At 41.3% G+C, this 21,116-nt stretch carries 16 protein-coding genes; 6 read left to right on the top strand and 10 right to left on the bottom strand.

The genetic code is table 11. The features are described from left to right. Positions 1 to 21 precede the first annotated feature (21 nt). The 9 genes from ACFN7Z_RS09130 to ACFN7Z_RS09170 all read right to left on the bottom strand — a co-directional run bounded on the left by ACFN7Z_RS09130 (position 22) and on the right by ACFN7Z_RS09170 (position 11,909). Entirely contained in the window at positions 22 to 2,286 is a 2,265-nt protein-coding gene (locus tag ACFN7Z_RS09130; RefSeq protein WP_159151483.1) for a TonB-dependent receptor, read from the bottom strand. A gap of 15 nt (positions 2,287 to 2,301) precedes the next feature. After that, on the bottom strand, positions 2,302 to 3,561 hold the full coding sequence (locus ACFN7Z_RS09135; protein ID WP_159151482.1) for an MFS transporter: 1,260 nt from the start codon (positions 3,559 to 3,561) through the stop codon (positions 2,302 to 2,304). After that, positions 3,549 to 3,929, bottom strand: a complete 381-nt coding sequence (locus ACFN7Z_RS09140; protein WP_078389738.1) for a hypothetical protein — start codon at positions 3,927 to 3,929, stop codon at positions 3,549 to 3,551. Before ACFN7Z_RS09140 ends, ACFN7Z_RS09135 begins: the two co-directional genes overlap by 13 nt. Then, the gene (locus ACFN7Z_RS09145) at positions 3,926 to 4,570 is read right to left on the bottom strand and encodes a GNAT family N-acetyltransferase (RefSeq protein ID WP_159151481.1); all 645 of its coding nucleotides are present in this window, start codon (positions 4,568 to 4,570) and stop codon (positions 3,926 to 3,928) included. The genes ACFN7Z_RS09140 and ACFN7Z_RS09145 overlap by 4 nt, the downstream gene beginning before the upstream one ends. Before the next feature lie 28 nt (positions 4,571 to 4,598). Next, positions 4,599 to 6,434 (bottom strand): IucA/IucC family siderophore biosynthesis protein, encoded by a 1,836-nt coding sequence (locus ACFN7Z_RS09150; protein ID WP_159151480.1) that lies wholly within the window; start codon positions 6,432 to 6,434, stop codon positions 4,599 to 4,601. Then, positions 6,431 to 7,882, bottom strand: a complete 1,452-nt coding sequence (locus tag ACFN7Z_RS09155) for a lysine N(6)-hydroxylase/L-ornithine N(5)-oxygenase family protein (protein WP_159151479.1) — start codon at positions 7,880 to 7,882, stop codon at positions 6,431 to 6,433. Before ACFN7Z_RS09155 ends, ACFN7Z_RS09150 begins: the two co-directional genes overlap by 4 nt. After that, positions 7,875 to 9,659 carry an IucA/IucC family siderophore biosynthesis protein gene (locus tag ACFN7Z_RS09160; protein ID WP_130235411.1) on the bottom strand — a complete coding sequence of 595 codons (1,785 nt, stop codon included), beginning with the start codon at positions 9,657 to 9,659 and terminating at the stop codon, positions 7,875 to 7,877. Before ACFN7Z_RS09160 ends, ACFN7Z_RS09155 begins: the two co-directional genes overlap by 8 nt. 418 nt (positions 9,660 to 10,077) lie before the next feature. Then, positions 10,078 to 10,545, bottom strand: coding sequence for a Cys-tRNA(Pro) deacylase (gene ybaK / locus ACFN7Z_RS09165; RefSeq protein WP_010326609.1), 468 nt, complete (start codon positions 10,543 to 10,545; stop codon positions 10,078 to 10,080). A gap of 167 nt (positions 10,546 to 10,712) precedes the next feature. Then, on the bottom strand, positions 10,713 to 11,909 hold the full coding sequence (locus tag ACFN7Z_RS09170) for an alkane 1-monooxygenase (RefSeq protein ID WP_010326608.1): 1,197 nt from the start codon (positions 11,907 to 11,909) through the stop codon (positions 10,713 to 10,715). A gap of 169 nt (positions 11,910 to 12,078) precedes the next feature. On the opposite strand from ACFN7Z_RS09170, the gene ACFN7Z_RS09175 reads away from it, so the two are divergent. Both ACFN7Z_RS09175 and ACFN7Z_RS09180 read left to right on the top strand, forming a co-directional pair. Next, positions 12,079 to 13,011 carry an AraC family transcriptional regulator gene (locus tag ACFN7Z_RS09175; protein ID WP_010326607.1) on the top strand — a complete coding sequence of 311 codons (933 nt, stop codon included), beginning with the start codon at positions 12,079 to 12,081 and terminating at the stop codon, positions 13,009 to 13,011. A 282-nt stretch (positions 13,012 to 13,293) separates the two neighbouring features. Next, positions 13,294 to 15,498 carry an OsmC domain/YcaO domain-containing protein gene (locus ACFN7Z_RS09180; protein ID WP_010326606.1) on the top strand — a complete coding sequence of 735 codons (2,205 nt, stop codon included), beginning with the start codon at positions 13,294 to 13,296 and terminating at the stop codon, positions 15,496 to 15,498. Between the two features lie 69 nt (positions 15,499 to 15,567). Here ACFN7Z_RS09180 and lpxB read toward each other — a convergent pair whose 3' ends face one another. Continuing rightward, the gene (gene lpxB / locus ACFN7Z_RS09185) at positions 15,568 to 16,740 is read right to left on the bottom strand and encodes a lipid-A-disaccharide synthase (protein ID WP_010326605.1); all 1,173 of its coding nucleotides are present in this window, start codon (positions 16,738 to 16,740) and stop codon (positions 15,568 to 15,570) included. Positions 16,741 to 17,415: 675 nt separating this feature from the next. Between lpxB and ACFN7Z_RS09190 the strand changes: the two genes are divergently transcribed. The 4 genes from ACFN7Z_RS09190 to ACFN7Z_RS09205 all read left to right on the top strand — a co-directional run bounded on the left by ACFN7Z_RS09190 (position 17,416) and on the right by ACFN7Z_RS09205 (position 21,060). Next, entirely contained in the window at positions 17,416 to 18,975 is a 1,560-nt protein-coding gene (locus ACFN7Z_RS09190) for a PepSY domain-containing protein (protein WP_010326603.1), read from the top strand. Beyond that, a complete protein-coding gene (locus tag ACFN7Z_RS09195; protein ID WP_010326602.1) occupies positions 18,972 to 19,268 on the top strand; it encodes a hypothetical protein in 297 nt (98 codons plus the stop codon). Before ACFN7Z_RS09190 ends, ACFN7Z_RS09195 begins: the two co-directional genes overlap by 4 nt. A 195-nt stretch (positions 19,269 to 19,463) precedes the next feature. Next, positions 19,464 to 20,060: a hypothetical protein gene (locus ACFN7Z_RS09200; RefSeq protein WP_029575011.1), complete on the top strand. Its 597-nt coding sequence runs from the start codon at positions 19,464 to 19,466 to the stop codon at positions 20,058 to 20,060. Positions 20,061 to 20,163: 103 nt separating this feature from the next. Further along, positions 20,164 to 21,060, top strand: coding sequence for a sulfite exporter TauE/SafE family protein (locus ACFN7Z_RS09205; RefSeq protein ID WP_130235409.1), 897 nt, complete (start codon positions 20,164 to 20,166; stop codon positions 21,058 to 21,060). Positions 21,061 to 21,116: the final 56 nt, after the last annotated feature.

A 21,116-nucleotide genomic window follows, 5' to 3' on the forward strand; every position in this document is an offset into this window, starting at 1 on the left:
ACGCTACCTCTGGTTGTGCAATTAGTATTTTAATGTGTAGCTCAAACCATAGGTTCGACCTTGAGCAGCTAAGCTTGAAATAGCACCATAAACTGACTCCACCGCTTGACTATAGACTGATTTGTAGTCCGTATTCCAAACGTTATACACACCAAAGCCCACAGTACCAGGACCTGCTTTTGCATTGGCTATTACATCCATCGTTGCAAAGCCTTTAATTTCAGCAGGAACCGTTGAACCGTATTTTTCAGCATCTTTTTTGGCTTTATCTGTACCACCAATAGCGAGTGCTTGAACACGCAGGCTCATATCGTTGTAAAACTGCCACTCAGAAAATGCTGTACCTTTCAGTGGTGCAACACGAATTGCGTCTAGCTCTTGCCACTTTCCTGCGGTATTTTTAAATTGTCCGCGGGTGTAGGCCATGGTTCCACCCACTGTCCAATTTGGCTGTAGTCGATATGACAGATTTCCTTCAACACCATAAACGCGTTCATCGGTATCTAGTACTTCAATCGTGTAGTTGGGACGGCCAAATTTTAAACTTTTATCTGAGTCATTATAGAAAGTGGTGACACTCGCATTTAAACCGTTTGCAGCTTGTACACGCCAGCCCAGCTCATAGTTATTGACTTTAATTGGATCAATGGTTTGACTATTCACAGTAAAACTTGCGGGTACATCACGAAGCATACGTTGAATATCAGGTAAATTTGATCCTTGAGAAAAGTTTGCAAAAACTTGTTGAGCATCCGTTAAGTGATAAAGTGCGCCAAAATTAAATAATGTCGCATCATGCTTTACCTTACCGCCATTTAAAGTTTTGGCTTGGTAGCCTGGCTGCAAGTCCGCTGTAATTGCCTCCATATACGGCGTCGACTTATCTACTTGGCTTTCTACACGCTCATAACGTACCCCTGCTTTTAAACCTAAACGATCCGTTACATCAAAGTCCGTTTGCACAAAAGTACCCAACTTTTCTGTTTCTACATCAGGTCCAAAGGCATAATAATTAAAAGGTTTATAATTTAGCCCGTTGCTGGCAACAAATGCAGCACTATCATACATTTGAATATTTTGTTCATCTTGTTCATTTTCATAATCAATGCCGTAGCTGAGTCCCAAATTGTGACCATTTAAATCAAACTGTTTCTGCAAAGCAACACGCGCACCGTACACATCAATATCTGTTTCCGATTGATAAACGAGGTATAAACCGCCACCCATGGCTTGAGCTGAAGGAAACCAACGTGCCTGTTCGTTACGATAATACGCTTCGGCATTTAAGGTATGACCCAATACATTTTGATTTTCATACTGTGTATTAAACGAATAGCGTTCAGTTTGAGGTTGAGTCTCAAGTTGCATGCCTTTAACTGCAGCAAGACTGGCTGTATAAGTCGGGTCTCGTTTTACATAAGCTAAATTTGGACCATAATCAGGCCCATACTCACTGTCTTGTTCATCATTAAAATATTGTGCACCAAAACTTAAACTTTGTTCATCTGAAATATTCCACGTCAAACGACCATTGAGGTCCAATGTGTCCGTATCTTGGCGGTCAGTCTGCGCAACCTCAGGTCCTATGCGGTTGCCATGGCTATCCTGAATTTCACCGCGTGTGGTATAACTTGCACCGAAAGCTCCTTGCAATGCACCTTGATTAAATAAGACACTTTGTGATGCTTCATAGGCCATAGCATCTGATTTAAAGTTATTACCCGCCGTCACCCCAACTTTAGTTTCAAAGCTAATTGGGTCTTGACCACCACGTTTAGTAATAATATTAATAATCCCGCCCGTTGCTCCAGAACCATAAATACTGGTCGCCCCTGAAACCACCTCAATACGTTCAATCATTGACGGTTGAATGCTATTTAATTGGCGCGAACCATCGCGATAACCTGTTTGTGGTACACCATCAATCATGTACTGCACCACTCGTCCACGCATGGTCATGCCATAGTTTGAGGTTGTTCCGCTACTCGGTGTAAGAGATGGAACCAATGTTCCCAAAATATCTGCAATGCTCTTGCCAGCATTGGCCTGTTTTTCAATTTCAGCTTGATCGATGCTATAAACTGTGCCCGCAATGTCCGCAATACTCTTTGCAGAGCGGGTTGCTGTCACCACAATCGGTGCAAGTTGTGTGGTTTCTTTTTGTTGGGCTTCAACACCGCTTGTCTGACTTGCTGAATTTGTTAGAACGTTATCTTGAGCATATAACTGTGTACATACAGCCAGTGTTAAACAAGTCAACTGCATAGGTAACATAAAACGGTTCATTTCTTTGTCCTTTTATTAAATTTCTTGATTCAACAGTTTTTGTTGAGTTTTTTGATGACGTGCAATGATGTATTGGCTCAGTAGTACACTGACTACAGACGCAACCGCCAACACCACATAAAAATTGCCATAGCCAAGTGATTTGGCTAAAAATCCCGATGTAGCTCCCCCAATGAAATAAACCAGTAGCTCAAAACACACCAAAATGGTGAAGTCCGTGCCTGCCTGTTCTTTAGAACTGCTCTGCATGAAATAGGCATAGAGTGAAGTCATTGCGACATAACGAATCGCAAGCATAACAATGACAAATCCCCCCAAGAGCAAATGCCAATGGTTTAACCAGCCCAAAACAATGGCTGCGCCAATCACCCCATACAATGCTGTTCGGCACCACCCCGCCCAAATAAGCAACTGAGTAGCTTGCAACTTTTTCAGAAGAAATGCTGCCGTAACGGCAGCGAGCAAGCCCACGCCTGCGCCAATCACAGACATCAGCACCCCAATTTGGGCAAGCGTCCATTTTTGGTCAATGAGCATCGGATTGAGCATCGCCATTGCAGGTGCTTCAACCACGCGATAGCACAAAATCAGTGCTAAGGCAGATAAAATTTCAGGTCGTTTAAAAGCACGGATTAAGCTAGGCGCTTGTTTGGCAATATTTGTCTGTTCGTTTGTATTTTCTTGAATATAAAAAACAGCAAACATTGTTAAAGCGGTCATGAGCGCTAAACATACCAATGCACTTTCCCAGCCATAGTACTGGTAGAGCCACAGTGTAGCTGCGCCCCCCAACATACTCCCCAAAGCGACTCCTATACTCTGAGCCATACTGCCTAGGCGGTAATCAGACGCTGAAAAAGTTTCTACGGTATAACCATCTATGGCAATGTCTTGGGTCGCCGCAAAGCTTGAAATCCACAAGCCAATCACAACAAACACCGCGAGGCCGTAAGAGAACTGGGTAAAGGCCAAGGCCAATACCCCAAGTACCAAGGCTACTTGCGTAAAGAGCAACCATGTTTTTCGTTTACCTAACTTTTTGATATAAAGCCGGTCGATGAGTGGCGCCCATAAGAACTTAAACGCCCATGGAATATAAAGCAGCGACAGCATTCCAATCCAACGTAAATCTACCCCCTGATGTCGTAAAATAGCGGGCAATGCCACATTGTAAAAATACAAAGGCAAGGCATGTGCCAGATATAAAACAATGACAACAGCTAAGCTCAAAGCTGAGATTTGGCGTGTTGCTCTTTGTGTATTTAGGTTTTGCATATCCACCTCTGCACTGCCCATTGCAGTGCATCAGAATGATCAAGTGTGACGTAGTAAGGCACCCGCCATGCAGCATGCAGTGAAGGTGTATTCAGTCGTTGTTGATCGGTTGGGTCTTGTGCAATTCGAACCAGACCCAAGCAGTATTGAAAAAAAAGTTGTTTGTATTTTTTGTACCAAACCGCTTGCAGTTGACGGTATTCCTCAGGAAATTCCGTACCGATATCGGTTTGCATGACCAAAACAAAGTTCTGTTTCTTTAATAAAAAACGTTCAACTTGACTGAGCCATTGTTCAAATTCGGCAACAGTGACATGCGCTGAAAAGCGCATGTCCATGATTTGTATATGTTCTGAGCTATAGCTCATGTAAGTTCCTCAGTCCTATTGAGTGGGTTATGGTTTTGCATAAATGCATTTGAATCAGTTAAATACCCTCCAAATTTTTCATAGAATTTTTGTTTAAAGCAGTAATACAACATGGCCGTTTTTTCAGGCATTGGGATCAAGCGCTGCGCCTCATAGCACATTTCTTCCACTACTGCGGCATAAGGTTTAACGGTGTGGTCAGGCTCCCCGACAATTTTGTCGGAAGGTGCATTTTCAAAAATATAAAAACCTAATAGCCGCATCACTGGACGCAAGTAGCCTTTACCGAAAGCCGACTTTTCACCAAACAATAAATGCCAACCGAGGTCTAAATCATCACCATCGTAATAACGTCCTAGACGGTCACGCTTACCTTCATAGATTTCGGTATAACCCACATCCTGTCCATCCACCCCAACGATCAACAAACGGTGATGGTCATCGACCAGCATTTTTTCAAAATACACCGCGAGATCAATTTCAGACTTATTCAGCTGCCATTGTGGAATAACATGAGGCTCATGCATCCATTTATGTAACAGTGCTAAGTCCTGCGGATACTGTACTTGGCGCAAGTAAAATTGCGTCTCATTCTCATAGTATTCGTAAAAATCGGGAAGTTGCTGTGAAAGTGTTTTCATATGGTAGCCTGCTAAATTTTTTGGTTTTTTATGATGCGATACGCCTTGTGGTTGTATCGTCAGTTGATTTAGATACCTGCTCTGACCATCGTTTTAAGGTTTCAGGGCTGACAGGATTGGCAATTGGATCTAAAAATACAGGGACAGGACGTTCTGCTTCATCGTTATAACTTGTGGTAAATAGACGCACTCGGTTTAAACAAATTTTTTCAAATTCGGCTCTAAACATGGCAAATTTTTCAATACGTTCTGCCAACTCCGGATGCTCCTGATGGAAAGCATCAATGACCGATGAAATGGTCTGCCAAAATTCAACTTCGCTATGCTCAGGGTGGTCTTGTAGAAATACATTACAGATATAGCGGTAATGCACCATAAGCAGTCCAGTGAAAATAAAATGGCTGAGTTCATGCGCAGGATGACGCAGTAAAATTTGCCCTTCGATAGGTAAACTTGCCAATTCTGGAAAGTCTTCATCAACCAAATTGATATCATCAATAAAGTCTTTCAGCACCATTTTCTGCGGTACGCCATTGGCATGAATGAGCATGGTATTTTCCCCATGTGGAGAAAAAGCCAAGCCATATTTGTACAAGCAGATTAAGAGTGGAGTGACCGATACCTCGGCAAAGCGTTTTAACCACTGTAATGGACTCAAACCCGACGCCTGAATCAACACGGCTAATATCGACCGTCCGTTGATGTCTCGATGTAATAAAGCCGCTTGAGAAAGTGCCTGTTCACCTGTTCCAATCACTGGATCTACACTTTCACGCCACAAACACCCAAACAGTTCTTTAAATTGATACGGCGCGCCGTCAATCTGATCAAAACAAGGCTGATGAATGGTCAAGGTTGCCACTTCACCTAAGAATGCAACGCCAGACTGTTTCAAGTCTGGATCTTGAGTTTGAATCTGCTTTAACCAAGCTGTGACGGCTGGAGCTGCTAAATTTCGTTTAGACGGCAACCCACGATACACCGCAGTATTGAAGATACTGACAGGCAATTTGACATAATGACGCTCAGGCTGACTGATGTTGCAAAGCGTACGAATCGACTGCATAGGTACATAGTCATCTTGCCCAACGCCTAGTTCAATAATGCGCCGATCCACGATTTCATTGGCATAGGTTGGCACTAACCATTGATGCCACTGCCATGCATGTACTGGAATGAGGAAATAATCACGACAAGAGCAACCTCTCTCATGTAATTTTTGTTCAAAATTTGCGAGTTCTTCTGCACTTAACTCATGTTGATAAAGTCTCCCTGCTTGCCACTCCTCGGTGGAACGGAACTCTGCCAAATCACGATGCACCGCGAGCCACAGCACTTTGACCGTTGGTGAAAGTTCAGGAGCGGCACTTAAGTAGTCGTCATAACCAAAACCCATACGACCTTTACTCATAATCAACCACGGATGACCACGGAGCATACCTTCAATTTCATGATGCGATGCCGTCAATGCCGCTTCACTGCTTAAACGACTTTCATCAAATAAATGCGCCTCGGCTAACCATGTATTGTTCATTTCTTTGATGAGATATGCCTTGGTAAAAGGCTTCACTTCGGTTTGATTTGAAAACGCGCGAATAAAAGTATGTAAGTTCCATGCAGGCAGGTCTTCAGCCACGCTCAACTCACGTACTGAACCCTCCTCAATCTGCCAATGTCCCAATAAATAGTTTTGTGCTTTAAAAGTATAGGTTTGATCATCCAACGTCAGCTGGTAACGATTGTTCTTTAAATCGGTCACTTGAATAATTTCTTCATATAAAAATTCAGCAATCGCCATTTCAATTAAGCGCTGTCCTGCCAAACGCCACTGTTTCTGATTCACTTGAAGTTGTGCAAAGCTCATATGATTTTCTCGAATGTATAAGGCTGCATAGAGGGATGTGCCCCTGTTTGTATTTTGCGCTGCTCAATATTTTTTGATTTAGGAATCGATGGTGCTAAAGCAGCTGTTCGTGTAATAGATGTGTCATTCTGCACATACATTTCAGGGTTCTGCTCAGCGTTGAAATGCTGAAAGGTCTCTTCATTGCTGTCCAGCTCATACAGCTGATAACCCAATAGTTGATTGGCAATGGTTGCAGCACGAAATGCGCCTAGGCCTAAATCTGGTGTACCTACGCCATGACTGTGCATTTCTTGGTTTTGCACATAAATTTCCCCCATTGCTGTATGTTGCAAACGATAGTCTTGTCTCACCTTCCAACGCCCCGCTTGATCTGTTGTAATCAAGGGCTTTAAGTATTTTAAAAATGAAAACTCAGGGCTGTAATAACCTGTAGATGCCACAACAAAATCAACATCCATATAAAAACGTTGCTTGGTTACCGTATGTTCAAGGCTCAAGCGAATGTGCTGACTTTCCAGTAGTTCAGCATTAAGCAACTGAATTTGTGCATGCAAATGTGTTGCTTGTGTAGCAGAGGCAATACTACGATGGTAAAGTTTTTGGTAAATCTCACGTATGGTTTTGGCACTAATGCCTTTGTACAGCAAGCTTTGATCTTTCAACTGCGCTGCTTTTTGTGTTTCTGAAAGTCTATAAAAATGTTGGGTATAGTTTGGACTAAAATGTTCCAATCCCAATGGTGCATATTCCATCGGGAAAAAACCGTTGGAACGTGTCAGCCAATGCAGCTTAAAGTCAACTGTTGGTACACAGTCATGTTGATACTGCTGATCGAATAAATCTAAAAAGACTTCAGCCGAAGACTGTCCTGAGCCTAAAACTACGACATTGCCTTTGAGCTTGTCCTTTTTATGGATTAAGTAGTCTGCTGAATGAATACATTTTTCAGGCACTTGTTGTTGTAACTTACGCAGACATTCAGGTAGATAAGGCTGGTTGCCCGAACCAATCACCAAGTTTCGACACAAGTAACGAATAAAACGCCCGTCTTGCTCAACCACCACCTCAAAACCTTCGCTTTTGGCATAAATGGCCTTCACCGTCGATTGGTACTGTATATGACCCAGTTGATCTGCCACCCATTGGCAATAATGGTTATATTCACGGCGCGGAATATGAGGCTGCTCAAGGAAGTAGAACTTATATAAGCGCTGCTGTGATTTTAGGTAATTCAAAAAACTCAACGGACTGGTCGGATCGACCATCGACACCAAATCAGCCATGAATGGAACTTGCAAGACCGTATTGGGAAGTTGCATACCTGCATGCCAGTCGAACTGCGCTTTTTTTTCAAAAAAAAGATAGTGCAATTCTGTCTTTTCATGCAACAAACTGGCTAGGCTTAAGTTAAATGGCCCAAGGCCAATCGCAATAAAATCAAGCATAGAGAGCATCCTCTTGTTTGATATATAGCGGATTGGCTAACTGAATATAGACAGACTGATTTTCAACGGGTGCAATCAATTCATCCAGTTCATATAAGCGAGTCAGTAAGTTACCCTTATAAGGCAGCGTCGGTTGATACAACAGACTTTGAATCAAACTACTCTCTGGATATTGCTTCAACAGGTCAAAGAGGTGTTGCTGTAAAACAGACAGTAAATCTTGCTCACTAACAAAACCTGTTGCACCGATGGCATTGATGATGCCAAACAAGGTATTGCCAAAGAAATAATAACTAAAGCGCTCATCGACAAAAGTCTTTGAACCTACCGCATGGGCCTTATCATGCAGTTCTGGAAATTGTTGTAAAATTTCATCTGCGAGTTCTTCGATATAATAAAAACCTTGGTTGTCCCGTAGCCATAGCCACTGTGGCCAGCCATCTTTCAATTCAACCAAGACATTTTGCTGATGTGACTCAAAGGCCATACCATAACGATGGTAGACGTACATGAGTGGGCTCAGACTGATGTTCAAAAAGGTCTTAAACCAATCAAGTGCGATTTTCGCCTTATCCTCCAACTTTTGTTGAGATGCAATCTGATCAAATAATGCATTAAAACGATTACGTTCTTCTACGGGATGATCCTGACACAATGAAGCAATACACGTGACTTGCTGTTCGGGAGTAAACGGCTGATCACGTACAATACAAATCGTTTCATCGATGATTTCACCATCCAACTGAAGAGCAATCCATGCAGGATCATTGACCGCTTTTAGGCTTGGACATTGTTTTAAGATACTTTGCCCTAACTCACTGTGCCAAAGCCGATGCGTCATTTCACCGCGGTGACATTCTTTTGCTAAATTGACGCGAATAGAGTTGGTAATCATCACTGAAAGTGAAGGTTTCAGCATCCACGGCGCGTTAAAACTCGCCAAAGTACGTACAGAAGTGGTTGGTGAAAATATCCATGCTTTTTCGCCCAAATCGATGATTTTCAGTTTAGCTTTTAAACTTTTAAACCATACTTTGCTTTGCAAATAGCGGGCTTGCCACGGATGCAGAGGTAGCAGTTTGTAATGTGCATATGCAGCTAAGGTTTCAAGTTCCGATTCAGACAAATGCCATTTGATTTCTTGTTTAAGTTGTATTGAAAAAACCTGCTCAAGCGCTGTTCCTTCTGCAATATATTCAGATGCCACCAGCCAATAATGCAGTTGGGTCTGACCACAAGCTTCTGGTGAATATTTTTGCCAGTCCTCATGGACAAAACCTGTTCGGCTTTTCGGTGCTGGATGCATGCTATGACCTAAAATCAAAGCCTGTTCAGACTCTATAAAACTTTGCTTAGCCTGTACGAGTGCATCAAAATCCTCTGCCCGAATATTTAAAAACTGTTGTAATGCATCACGACTTTGAATCCAACGCTCAACCAAGGATGCAGCATCGACATGGCCTTCGGATTGTTGCACTAACTCTTCGAGTAGCAGACTGACCATGGCTGCTGCGCTAAAGTTAAGCTTTTGGCCTTTTTGAAAAATTTGCGGTAAATCCGCAATACGATGTCGCCCAACACGACTGACATAGCTCAACGGAACAAAAAGCTGTGCTTGGATTAAACTAAGCGGCAAAGATAACAGCGTCAAACCTTGGCTAAACGCGAGTTGAGTTGAATTTTGTTGATACTTCTCAAACAAGCTTACCTTGCCTGTTTCTTGTGAGTATGCATTGACAAGATGCTGCATCGCCAAGCGATTGGCTAGCTCTTTCATCTGACCATTTCCTCTTTTTAAAGCTTATTCCAAGCTCATTTCATGTAATTATGTTTCTTAAAGGTGTTCACGTTGGCCAACGCTGCAAAAATCATGTTAATAGTAATTATTATCATTTATCTTTGCAATTTTGTTTACTTTTGGAAATATACGCACTACACCAACATATATTATTGTTTTTTAATAATTTTAAACATTTAATCAGTTTTTCTAATAAAGCCTATACGAAATTACACCATAGCTTTAAATGATAGTTTATGAATTTATAATTGATTCGAACTATAAAATTTCCCTATATTTCATAAGGAAAAGCCCATTCAGGTGACTGAATGGGCTTTCATTTGTGCTCAAATTAATACTCAAAAGAGCTCAAGGCTTAAATCAAATAGGGACGAAGAAGTGAAGACTTCAATGTTCTTTATTGATCCAGTACATCAGCAAAAGTAGCTGAAAGTACTTTTGCTAAATCCTGTGGTTTTAAACCGATATCTAAGCCGCGCTTCCCCCCACTGACATATAGTTTCTCCAACTGTTGTGCGCTTTGATCGATCACGGTTTTTAACCTTTTTTTCTGTCCAACAGGACTAATCCCACCGACCAAATAACCTGTCAGTCGTTCTGCATCTTTAGGGTCGGACATTTTTAGTTTTTTTGCCCCCACTGCCTGTGCAACTTTTTTCAAGTTTAACTGATGGTGTACAGGAAGAATCGCAACAAAATAGTTTTTTTCATCGGTCACTAACAGTGTTTTAAACACCTCTTCGACACGTAGATTTAATTTTTCTGCGGCTTCAAGCCCAAAGCTTTTTGCATTGGCATCATGTTCATATTCATGAATAGAAAAATCGATTTTATTGGCTTTTAAAAGTTTGGTTGCAGGTGTCATTTCTGTTCAATATATTCACTACATACTCAGCATTATATGCCTATTCAAAAAGAAAGTTTAGCGGTACGCCTATCATGATCATCGAACTTACAGGCACTCAACCAATCAATGACTGTAAGTTCGATGTAAACTATGTATGCAGCTTGTTATCGCTGAAATATCACAGTTTAGTCAGCACTTAATCCAAATTTTTTGAAGATTTGAGCACGGCGCTTTGGCAAGATATTGGCTTTGGTCAAATCACCTTCGTAATGATCAAACACTCGTTGATCCATCATTTTAAACCACAGCTTTGGAATTAACGCTGGAATTAACATCGTGGCATAACCACTCGGTAGCTCAGGGGCTTCATCAAAATGTCTTAAGGCCTGAAATGGGCGGGTTGGATAGGCATGATGATCTGAATGGCGTTGTAACTGGTATAAGAATAAGTTAGTCACAATGTTGTTATTATTCCAGCTGTGTTCTGGCATGGTTCGCGCATAGCTGCCATCTTCTTTTTGGCTACGCTTTAAACCATAGTGTTCGATATAATTAATAATTTCAAACAGACTCACGCCATAAAATGCTTGTGTCACCAGATATGGCGTCACTTTTTTACCAAACAATTTCAACATGACTGCATGAAAACCAGCACTCATCGCCCATCCATGAAACAGTTCATTTTCTTTGGAGAAGAAAGACAGACCTTTTCGTTTTAGGCGTTTATGTTCAATTTCAACAGCCGACTTCAACCCGCCGAAAACGGTACGCGGCCAAAACTCATAAAAAGTCTCCCCCATTTTCGATGAAGCAGGGTCTTCTGGTGTTGCAGCACGTTTATGATGCCCATAAGGGTGCTCAATGCGGAAATGGTTGTAGACCAACGGCGCTAAAGTCATATGCGACCAATAATGATCTGATTTTTTAGGACGGTGGCACAGCTCATGTGCTGTATTCACTGCTACTCCATTAATTGCCCCCATAGAGACACCCAGTAATATTTGGTCGAGCATCGATACATTTTGGCGAGTCACCACATAACCTGCAAACAAATTGGCTGCCATTTGTAGCGGAATGAACAATTTCACTATACGGTCATAGTACGGGTCATTTACCAAGACCTTAATTTCATCATCCGAAGGATTATTTTCATCTGCACCGACCAGACCATCTACCGCAGGAATAATGACATGCAGTAACAGCGGCCCACCCAAAGCGAAGATTTTCTTAGTGGGTTTCGGGCCAAAATGATAGCCCGCTAAAATGCCCATGCCAATCACAGGAAGCCCAGGACTCAATAACCAGCCAAAACGCTTTTTATCGATCCCTGCTGCATTTTTGACGACCACGCTAGCATTCGTCATTTTCACTGATGCATTCATTACCATTCTTCCAATTTTCTTGTTATGCCTTTATATTTCTAGAAATGGGACATAAAGAACAGTTGCTAACGTCCAAGAAAACAGCGTAATCGTCCTTGGCCTGAAATGACTTAAATTGACCCTAAATCAAATATTAAGCCTAAGATATAAAGACTAGAAATCGTAAAGTATGGATGCTTTAAGTAAAATTTTTGAAGATATACACCTCAACCAATCTGAGTACCTCTACCTTAAACCTCATGGTGAGTGGGCTTTTCGCTATACCGAACAATCAACCATGATGGCCTATGCGGTACTTCAAGGACAACTCACTATTTGTTTAGATGCTAAACAAATTATTGTTGCTGAAGTGGGCGACTTGATCTTACTGCCTTCAGGGCCAAGTCATGAGTGTCGCTCCTCAACTACCGACCAACTGTTAGAAGTATTCAATATTTCTGACTTATTTGCCCAAAACCAACACAAAGAAGTCTCTTTTGGTAGTGATGCGACACAACAAAAAACCGTGATCTTGGCCTTACATGCACATATGGACCCCATTATGGCGCGTCCTTTAGTACAGGCCTTACCCGCATTTATTCACCTTCAACACAAAGATCTCAGCACGGTTCCTGAATGGTTGCAAATTGGGCTGCAGTTTCTCGCTCTAGAAGTCCAACGTATACGCCCAGGCCGTGACAAAATTTTGGATCATTTGGTGAGTATTTTATTAATTGAATGTGTGCGTGATTATATTGATGCGCTGCAAGACTCGAACAATTGGCTGAGTGCTTTATCTCATCCTGAACTCTCCAATGCCCTTGCTAAAATTCATGCGGAACCTGCACAGCCTTGGACTGTTGAGTCCCTTGCAGAACAGTGTTGTATGTCACGGTCTAAATTTGCCACATTGTTTAGCCAAATTTTAGGCACAAGCCCTTTGGCTTATTTGCAACAACACCGTCTGCGTTTAGCCGCCCAATACCTGCGTAATGGACAAGGAACCATTCAGCAAATAGCACATAGGGTAGGTTATAACTCAGAAACGGCTTTTAGCCAAAGCTTTAAACGACAGTACCAAATGAGCCCAAGTCAATATAGAAATAATCCAAACCCAACTTAACGTGCCCGTCCTTAATGGTTTAATAGTAATCTTCTCTCAGCTTATGTTTTTGTACGTCGAGATAAATACCTTGAACTTGCAGACAAAGATTAGCATCTTGTGAAAATCACACTATAATATCCCGCATCCTTGCTAGAGATGGCTTCAAACCACTGCTTGTTTGTTCTTTTTCGCTCTAGCCACACTTTTTTAAGTCCAGTTTTCATCCGTGATTCGGCTTATTTTTCAATATTTTATCTCTTATATGTCCATGCTGACATATAAGAAAATTTAGGTGCCAGCATGGAAATCAAGGTTAATTATCTCGATAATCTTCGCCAAGAAGCGAAGTTCGATGATTTTACAGTCATTGCCGATCAACCGATTCGCTACAAAGGTGATGGCTCTGCACCCGGTCCATTTGACTATTTTTTAGCATCTTCTGCGCTTTGCGCGGCTTACTTTGTCAAAGTGTATTGTTTGGCACGTGACATTCCAACTGACAACATTCGTTTGTCACAAAACAACATTGTTGACCCTGAAAACCGCTATAAACAAATCTTCAAAATTCAAGTTGAGCTCCCAGCGGACATTTCAGAAAAAGATCGCCAAGGCATTTTACGCTCTATCGACCGTTGTACGGTTAAGAAAGTAATCCAAACAGGCCCTGAGTTTATTATTGAAGAAGTAGAAAGCATTGATGCCGATGCACAAGCCCTGCTTATTCCAAGCCTTGCTTCTGAAAGCAGCACCATCATTGCAGGTAAAGACCTGCCTTTAGAAGAAACCATTGCCAATATGTCAGGTATTTTGGCTGGTCTGGGCATGAAAATTGAAATCGCTTCTTGGCGTAATATTGTGCCAAATGTGTGGTCTTTACATATTCGTGATGCTCAGTCGCCAATGTGTTTTACCAACGGTAAAGGCTCAAGCAAAGAAAGTGCATTAGCTTCTGCGCTGGGTGAGTTCATTGAACGTCTGAACTGTAACTTCTTCTATAACGACCAGTTCTGGGGTGAAGACATTGCCAATGCCGAATTTGTGCATTATCCAGATGAAAAATGGTTCATGCCAGGTCCAAATGGTGAAATGCCTGAAGGTGTACTGGATGAGTACACCCTTGAAATTTATGACCCTGAAGAAGAACTGTTAGGTACGCATTTATACGACACAAACTCAGGGAAAGCTGAGCGTGGTATTTGCTCTTTACCTTTTGTTCGCCAGTCTGATGCGGAAGTGGTTTACTTCCCATCAAACTTGATTGAAAACTTGTACCTTAGTAACGGCATGAGTGCAGGAAACACCTCAGCTGAAGCACAAGTACAGTGTTTATCTGAAATTTTTGAGCGTGCCGTAAAACGTGAAATTTTGGAAGGTGAACTGACCCTGCCAGATGTACCACAAGAGGTTTTAGCGAAATATCCTAGCATTTTAGCGGGCATCCAAGGTTTAGAAGAGCAAGGTTTCCCTGTATTGGTGAAAGATGCCTCTCTAGGTGGTCAATACCCTGTAATGTGTGTGACGTTAATGAACCCGCGTACAGGTGGTGTATTCGCCTCTTTCGGCGCACACCCAAGCTTTGAAGTTGCGCTTGAGCGCAGCTTAACTGAGCTACTTCAAGGCCGTAGCTTTGAAGGTCTGAACGACTTACCTCGCCCAACATTTAGCTCAAATGCGGTCACTGAACCCAATAACTTTGTTGAGCACTTCATTGACTCAAGTGGTGTGGTGTCATGGCGCTTCTTTAGTGCCAAATCAGACTATGACTTTGTCGAGTGGGACTTTACCAATCAAGGCCAAAACTCAAATGCTGATGAAGCTGATGCACTGTTCGGTATTTTGGAAAATATGGGCAAAGAAGTCTATATGGCCATTTACCAACATTTAGGCGCAACGGCGTGTCGTATCTTGGTACCGGGTTACTCAGAAATTTACTTGGTTGAAGACTTGGTTTGGGATAACACCAACAAAGCGCTACTTTACCGTGAAGACATCCTCAACTTACATCGTTTAGGCGACGAACAGCTTGAAGCGCTGGTTGAACGTTTAGAAGAATGTGAGCTAGACGACTATACTGAAATCAAGACTTTGATCGGGGTTGAGTTTGATGACAATACCGAATGGGGTCAATTGACTTTGCTTGAACTCAAACTACTCATCTATCTTGCATTAGAGCAGTTTGAAGAAGCGAAAGATTTGGTTGAAGCATTCTTACAATACAACACCAATACCGTTGAACGTGGTCTGTTCTACCAATGCATGAATGTCGTACTCGAAGTAATGTTAGATGACGACATGGAACTGGAAGAGTATGAAGCAAACTTCCGCCGTATGTTCGGTGATGAACGTATGGATGCGGTAATAGGCACAGTTGAAGGTCGTATTCGTTTCTATGGTTTAACAGAAACCAGTATGAAACTTGAAGGTTTGGACCGTCACTTACGTTTAATCGACAGTTATAAAAAGTTACACGCTGCTCGTGCTAAAGCCGTTGGATTAAAACCTTAAAATAAAAAGAAACAACCCAAATACGTTTGGGTTGTTTCTCACTGCACTATCACGATGTCTTAAAGAGAATTAATCTAAAATATTTAAAATCGCCTCAACAGGATTTTCACTATTACCTGCAAGTAACTGTTTATGCATGGTAATGTGCTGCATAGCCTGAATCTGTGCTGTTTCTATATTCATTAATTTTTCAATTTCAGCCGCCAATTTCTCAGGTGTTGCATCTTTTTGAATTAATTCTTGTATCACTTTCTTGCCCGCAATAATATTCGGCAATGAATAATATTGAATCTTGATCAAGAATTTCACCACATGATAAGTGAGCCAGTTCAACTTATAGAAGGTTACCATTGGTCGGTGTAACAGCATAGCTTCCAAAGTTGCTGTACCTGAAGCCAAAGCTACAATATTAGCGGCGTTCATAACTTGACGCCCAATCTTCGACTCGGTGCCTGAGTTTTCAAGCAAGTCTATTTGATCGACCAATGCTTTTGGATACTGAGTAAGCAAAGCTTCGATTTGTTGCTTACGTGCATCATTGATTGCTGGTATCACAAAGCGATAGTTTGGATATTTGGCGTAGAGCAATTTTGCAGCATCTAAAACCAGTGGACCGAGCTTTTCAATTTCACCACGTCGACTTCCCGGCAATAAGGCAATATGCCTTTGGGTCAGATCTAAACCCAGTTCTTCTTTGGCTTGTAAAATTGGGTTTTCCAAAGGCAATTGGCTCGCCAAGGGGTGTCCTACAAACGCAGCAGGAACATCCCATTTTTTATAAAATGCTTTTTCAAACGGAAATAAACACAATACCAAATCAATTGAGGCTTTGATGCCATGAACCCGTCCCTGACGCCATGCCCAAACGGAAGGACTAACATACTGCACGGTTTTTATGGGCAGTTGTTTTTGTTTTAAACTTTTTGAAAGGCGCAGATTAAAGTCTGGCGCATCAATCCCAATAAACACATCGACAGGATGGGCTGTCCATTTCTCTACCAGCCCATCACGTACAGCAAAAAGCTTTTTAATGTCTTTAAGAACCTCAACCAGCCCCATGACCGACAAGATATCCATCGGATAAAAGCTCTTGAAACCCTCTGCAATCATTTGCGGGCCACCAATACCCTCAAATTCTGCATCAATTCCTTGCTCACGAAAACTGCGAATAAGTTTAGCACCTAAAGTATCACCCGATACTTCACCCACTACGATTCCAATTTTAAGTTTCCGATTTTGCAAAGCATTATTCCTTATTTTTCAACCCATGCATCATAACATAGCGTCTTTTGGGATGGGTATTGGTCGAGTCTTTCTATTTATGCTGCAGATATAAAATGAGTGACCTATTTGACTCATATAAAAAGTACGAAAAAAGGCGAGTTAATTTAAATTTTCGATCATTTAAATATTGCACAGGATACCTATTAGAACATAGAATTACTGAGAATCATTATCGTTAATTCTATCTATGCTTTGTTCCTCAAGTTACACTGCTCAATCTCACTATTTTAGTATGTAGACTGCTTAACTCGTGATAGAGATAGCTTTGCTTAAATATTAAATTTAGGTTCGATGCTTAATGAGTACAACGTTAAGCCCCTTTATGACTTCATTCATGTGATCTTTATGCCCCTAAGTCAGCTTAATTACCCTATAACCGTTATGTTTCGGTTTTTGATCGCATTTGGCTTAGGCTATTTATGTACATCCATGTTATCAGAACTGCTTACCCTTAGTTTTCACCTTCACTTCGCTAAAGCAGAATCCATTTATTTGGCGGCTTTTCTATCTCTTATTTTCTTTACCACTTTTGTCATTGTAAGCTTTTGTGCTCAATCCCTGAAAAAGTTAAGCGCTTCAACCATTTCGCTTTCCCTTTGCTTTTTTGTATTGCTGAAGTTCGTAGGTTAAACCATGCAAAAATCTGTTCGCCAATCAATGGCATGGCTACACTCTTGGCTTGGACTAACACTGGGATGGTTATTATTTGCCATTTTTTTAACAGGTGCTGCGACCTATTACCGTCATGAAATAAATTTATGGATGCAACCTCAATTTGCCACCATGCAGGTCAAACAAGACACTGCGATGAATTCGGCATATCAATACTTACAAAAAAATGCTGCAGATGCGCAAAGTTGGTATATCGGCGTAGCTAGTCCGAGTTCACCTGTTAATAAAATCTACTGGCAAAAGGCCGATGGTGGCTACGAAAATAAGACTTTGGATGCGAACACGGGTGAAGAAGTCACCTTATCTGCAACTCAAGGCGGTGAGTTTTTCTATGGCTTTCACTATCAGCTGTATGGTGTGCCCTATTTTATCGGTAGGCTTTTGGTCACTATTGCGGCCTTCTTAATGTTGATCATCCTCATTTCAGGCATCATCACACACAAAAAGATATTCACCGAATTTTTTACCCTAAGAGCCTTCAAGGGTCAACGCTCGTATCTAGACTTTCACAATGTCACCTCTGTTATTGCTTTGCCTTTTTTCCTGACCATTACATTCACTGGTTTAGCCATTTTCTTTTATCTCATTCTTCCCAATGGCATGAAGAAACTTTATCCAGAGCAACCGTTCCAATATTTTGATGAAATTAGAAATATTAGCATCAGCTCTGAGGCTAAACCGACACCTGCTACGATGCGACCGATTGAGTACTTCATACAACAATCTGAGCAGCGTTGGGGGAAAACAGAGATTGACAATATTACGGTCAAACATCCCAACGCCAATATCGCTCAGGTGAACTTGGTTGAGTCAACTGACCGAAGCATCATGCGAAACCAAGCCCAACTCAGCTTTAACGGCGAATCTGGTGCCCTGCTCGGTGACACTCGGAACAATAGCGCAATTGCCACGCTCAATAATGGAGTCTATGGTTTACACATGGCACACTTTGCGCAGCCCTTATTACGCTTTGCGTTATTCTTCTCAGGGCTTTTAGGCTGTGCCATGATTGCGTCTGGACTTTTACTCTGGAGCTTAAAACGTCAGTTACAAAATAAGAAACAAAGTTTCCACTTTGGACATTATGCGGTTAACCGCTTAAATACGGCTGCCATCATTGGCTTGCCGATTGCAATGCTCAGTTATCTTTGTGCAAATCGTTTACTTCAGTTAGAAGCAGGTCAACCCAACTACGAAATCTACGCATTTTTCGGCACTTGGTTACTCAGCTTAGTCATTGCATTGCTCACTCCACAGCAACACCTTTGGAAAACTCAACTGAAAGTCTTCATTTTACTGGCTGTATCTTTGCCTATTTTCAATCTTTACTATTTAATCAGCCACCAATATGTGCATAACTTGAATGAATATTGGTTATTCTTGCGAGTTGATCTTATGATCTTCATCCTTGCGATATTGACTATTTTCTTACATCAAAAAATCCAGCCCATTCAACAAAAAGCTGTACAAAAAATTCAGAAAAAATATGCCAATACTGCGGTTCAGGAGTCCAATTCATGATCTACCTGATTGCAGGACTTCTCATCACTTTCGCGTGCTATGTATTATTTCTGGTGAGCGATAAGCAGCGCCCTAAAACTCAAAAGTCACGTTGGGCCAAGTGTGCAGAACATTATCAAATCTGCCGATATCTGGCTTTTGGTGTACTGGCCGCGACATTAATTTTATTGATTCAATTCACGGGTCGCGGTGTGGGGAGTGTCAGTTTATTTGTATTTGCAACCCCGATACTTTTTATACTGATTTTAAGCATCAATGACTTAAAACCCAAAAAAACAGCTCAATCTAAGTAAGTATTTACTCTACAACTCACACACTTTTTTATTTCGATCATGAGCCAAATAAAAAGGTATGTAAATATATGAGCCAGAACAATTGCAACAGAATTTTAGAGACTAATCAAAATCATTTAAGTTGAAGCACCGTGATTTTTAGTTATAACACGCTAAATAATAAGCACTTTTATAGATATTTTCACGGGGCAAACATTGCGTTCAGCTTTAGATTGGTCACAACAAGAAATCATCATACCCTTTCAACAGCTCTGCAGTTGGTCGAAGCATCATTTTGGCTGGACACTTTTTATTTCCCTCATTTTCAATTTGCTTGTATTTATTTGTTTCCCAAGCAGCTGGATCCCCACTCAGATTCAGAGTAAAACCTTTGATGAAATCACCGTTGAAATCAGTAAAGGACGAATCAGCACGTTGAAATTTAAACAACAGCATCATTTATGGATCGCAAACTGCGCATTGATGGGAGAACCTGTTCAAACACTATGTGACCAGTCATCACATCGTCACCAATTTACGGCAAAGCAGGTCGAGGTTTACTATTTTGAGCATATTTTTTGGAACCTAAAAAATGCAAAAAAGGAGGCATTTATTCATCAGATCACATTAGCTGATCCACGTCAGCAACACTTAGATATGACAGATAGCTCGACCGCAGCGGATTTTGAGCAATGGAAAAAGCATCAGCTAGCCCCTCTTTATATTTTACGAACACTCATAGGTTTCAATCTATGGTGGTTGCTGACAATTGTAGGCTTAAAAATAAAAGCACGGATACAGCTCAAACAATAACTCCTATATCTCTTTTTAGAATAAGTAAATCAACAATCAAGACAACGACTTATATGAAAACGTCATAAGATATGCACGTTTTTTGATATTTTGGCATATAACAATGTTTGGTCCACTCGAATTTATTCTCGCAGGTGTTTTAGTCGGTTTTTGTGTGGGAATTACTGGTGTAGGTGGTGGTTCATTAATGACACCGATCCTCATTAGCCTTTTCAGAATTGAACCTCACATTGCCATTGGTACAGACTTGCTCTATGCCGCAATTTCAAAATTCTGTGGTTCATTTGTACATGCAAAAAAACTAAATATTGTGTGGCCAATTGTGCTTTGGCTTGCAATTGGCAGTATTCCAGCTTCCTTTGCAACGCACTGGGTACTCGACAACTATTTGAGCCAATCTACCCACTACAAAGCCGTGCTCACTATGGTTTTAGGCTTCATGTTGACCATTACAGGTTTATCAATTGTCTTCCGTAATCAAATTGAAAAATTTTTCAACAAATTACGTAAAGATGAGCTCCCAGACATGACCGAAGACTTAGAAAAAGTTCAGCTTCAAACCAGCAATAAACGTAAGTACATTGTGATGATGGGTGTGGTTCTTGGGGTCTTCGTGACACTGTCATCAGTTGGTGCAGGTGCTTTCGGAATCATGGCTTTGGTCATTATGTTCCCAAATCTACCAATGATTCGTATTATTGGTTCTGACGTTGTGCATGCGGTGTTACTTACTTTCGTTGCAGGTATGGGTCACATGACTTCAGGCAACGTCGACTTCCACCTCCTTATGTGGTTATTGGTAGGGTCTATTCCAGCAATTATTATTGGAACACTGATTACTTCACGTCTTCCTGAAAAAATCATCCGTAAAGTGTTGGGTATTACCCTGTTCGCGCTGGGTGTGAACTTCATGTTGAATCCGATCAAAGCCAAACCAGTGAAGCCAGCCGAAACTGTTCAAGTCATTCAAATTTCAACAGTTAAGAATGCCTCAGTGTAGGCATTCTGATTTAAAATAAACCTAAGATTCATCACTTTTTTTTCAAAGATTCATTC

It is taken from the genome of Acinetobacter sp. P1332, from assembly GCF_044057475.1.
Classification (GTDB): Bacteria; Pseudomonadota; Gammaproteobacteria; order Pseudomonadales; family Moraxellaceae; genus Acinetobacter; species Acinetobacter johnsonii.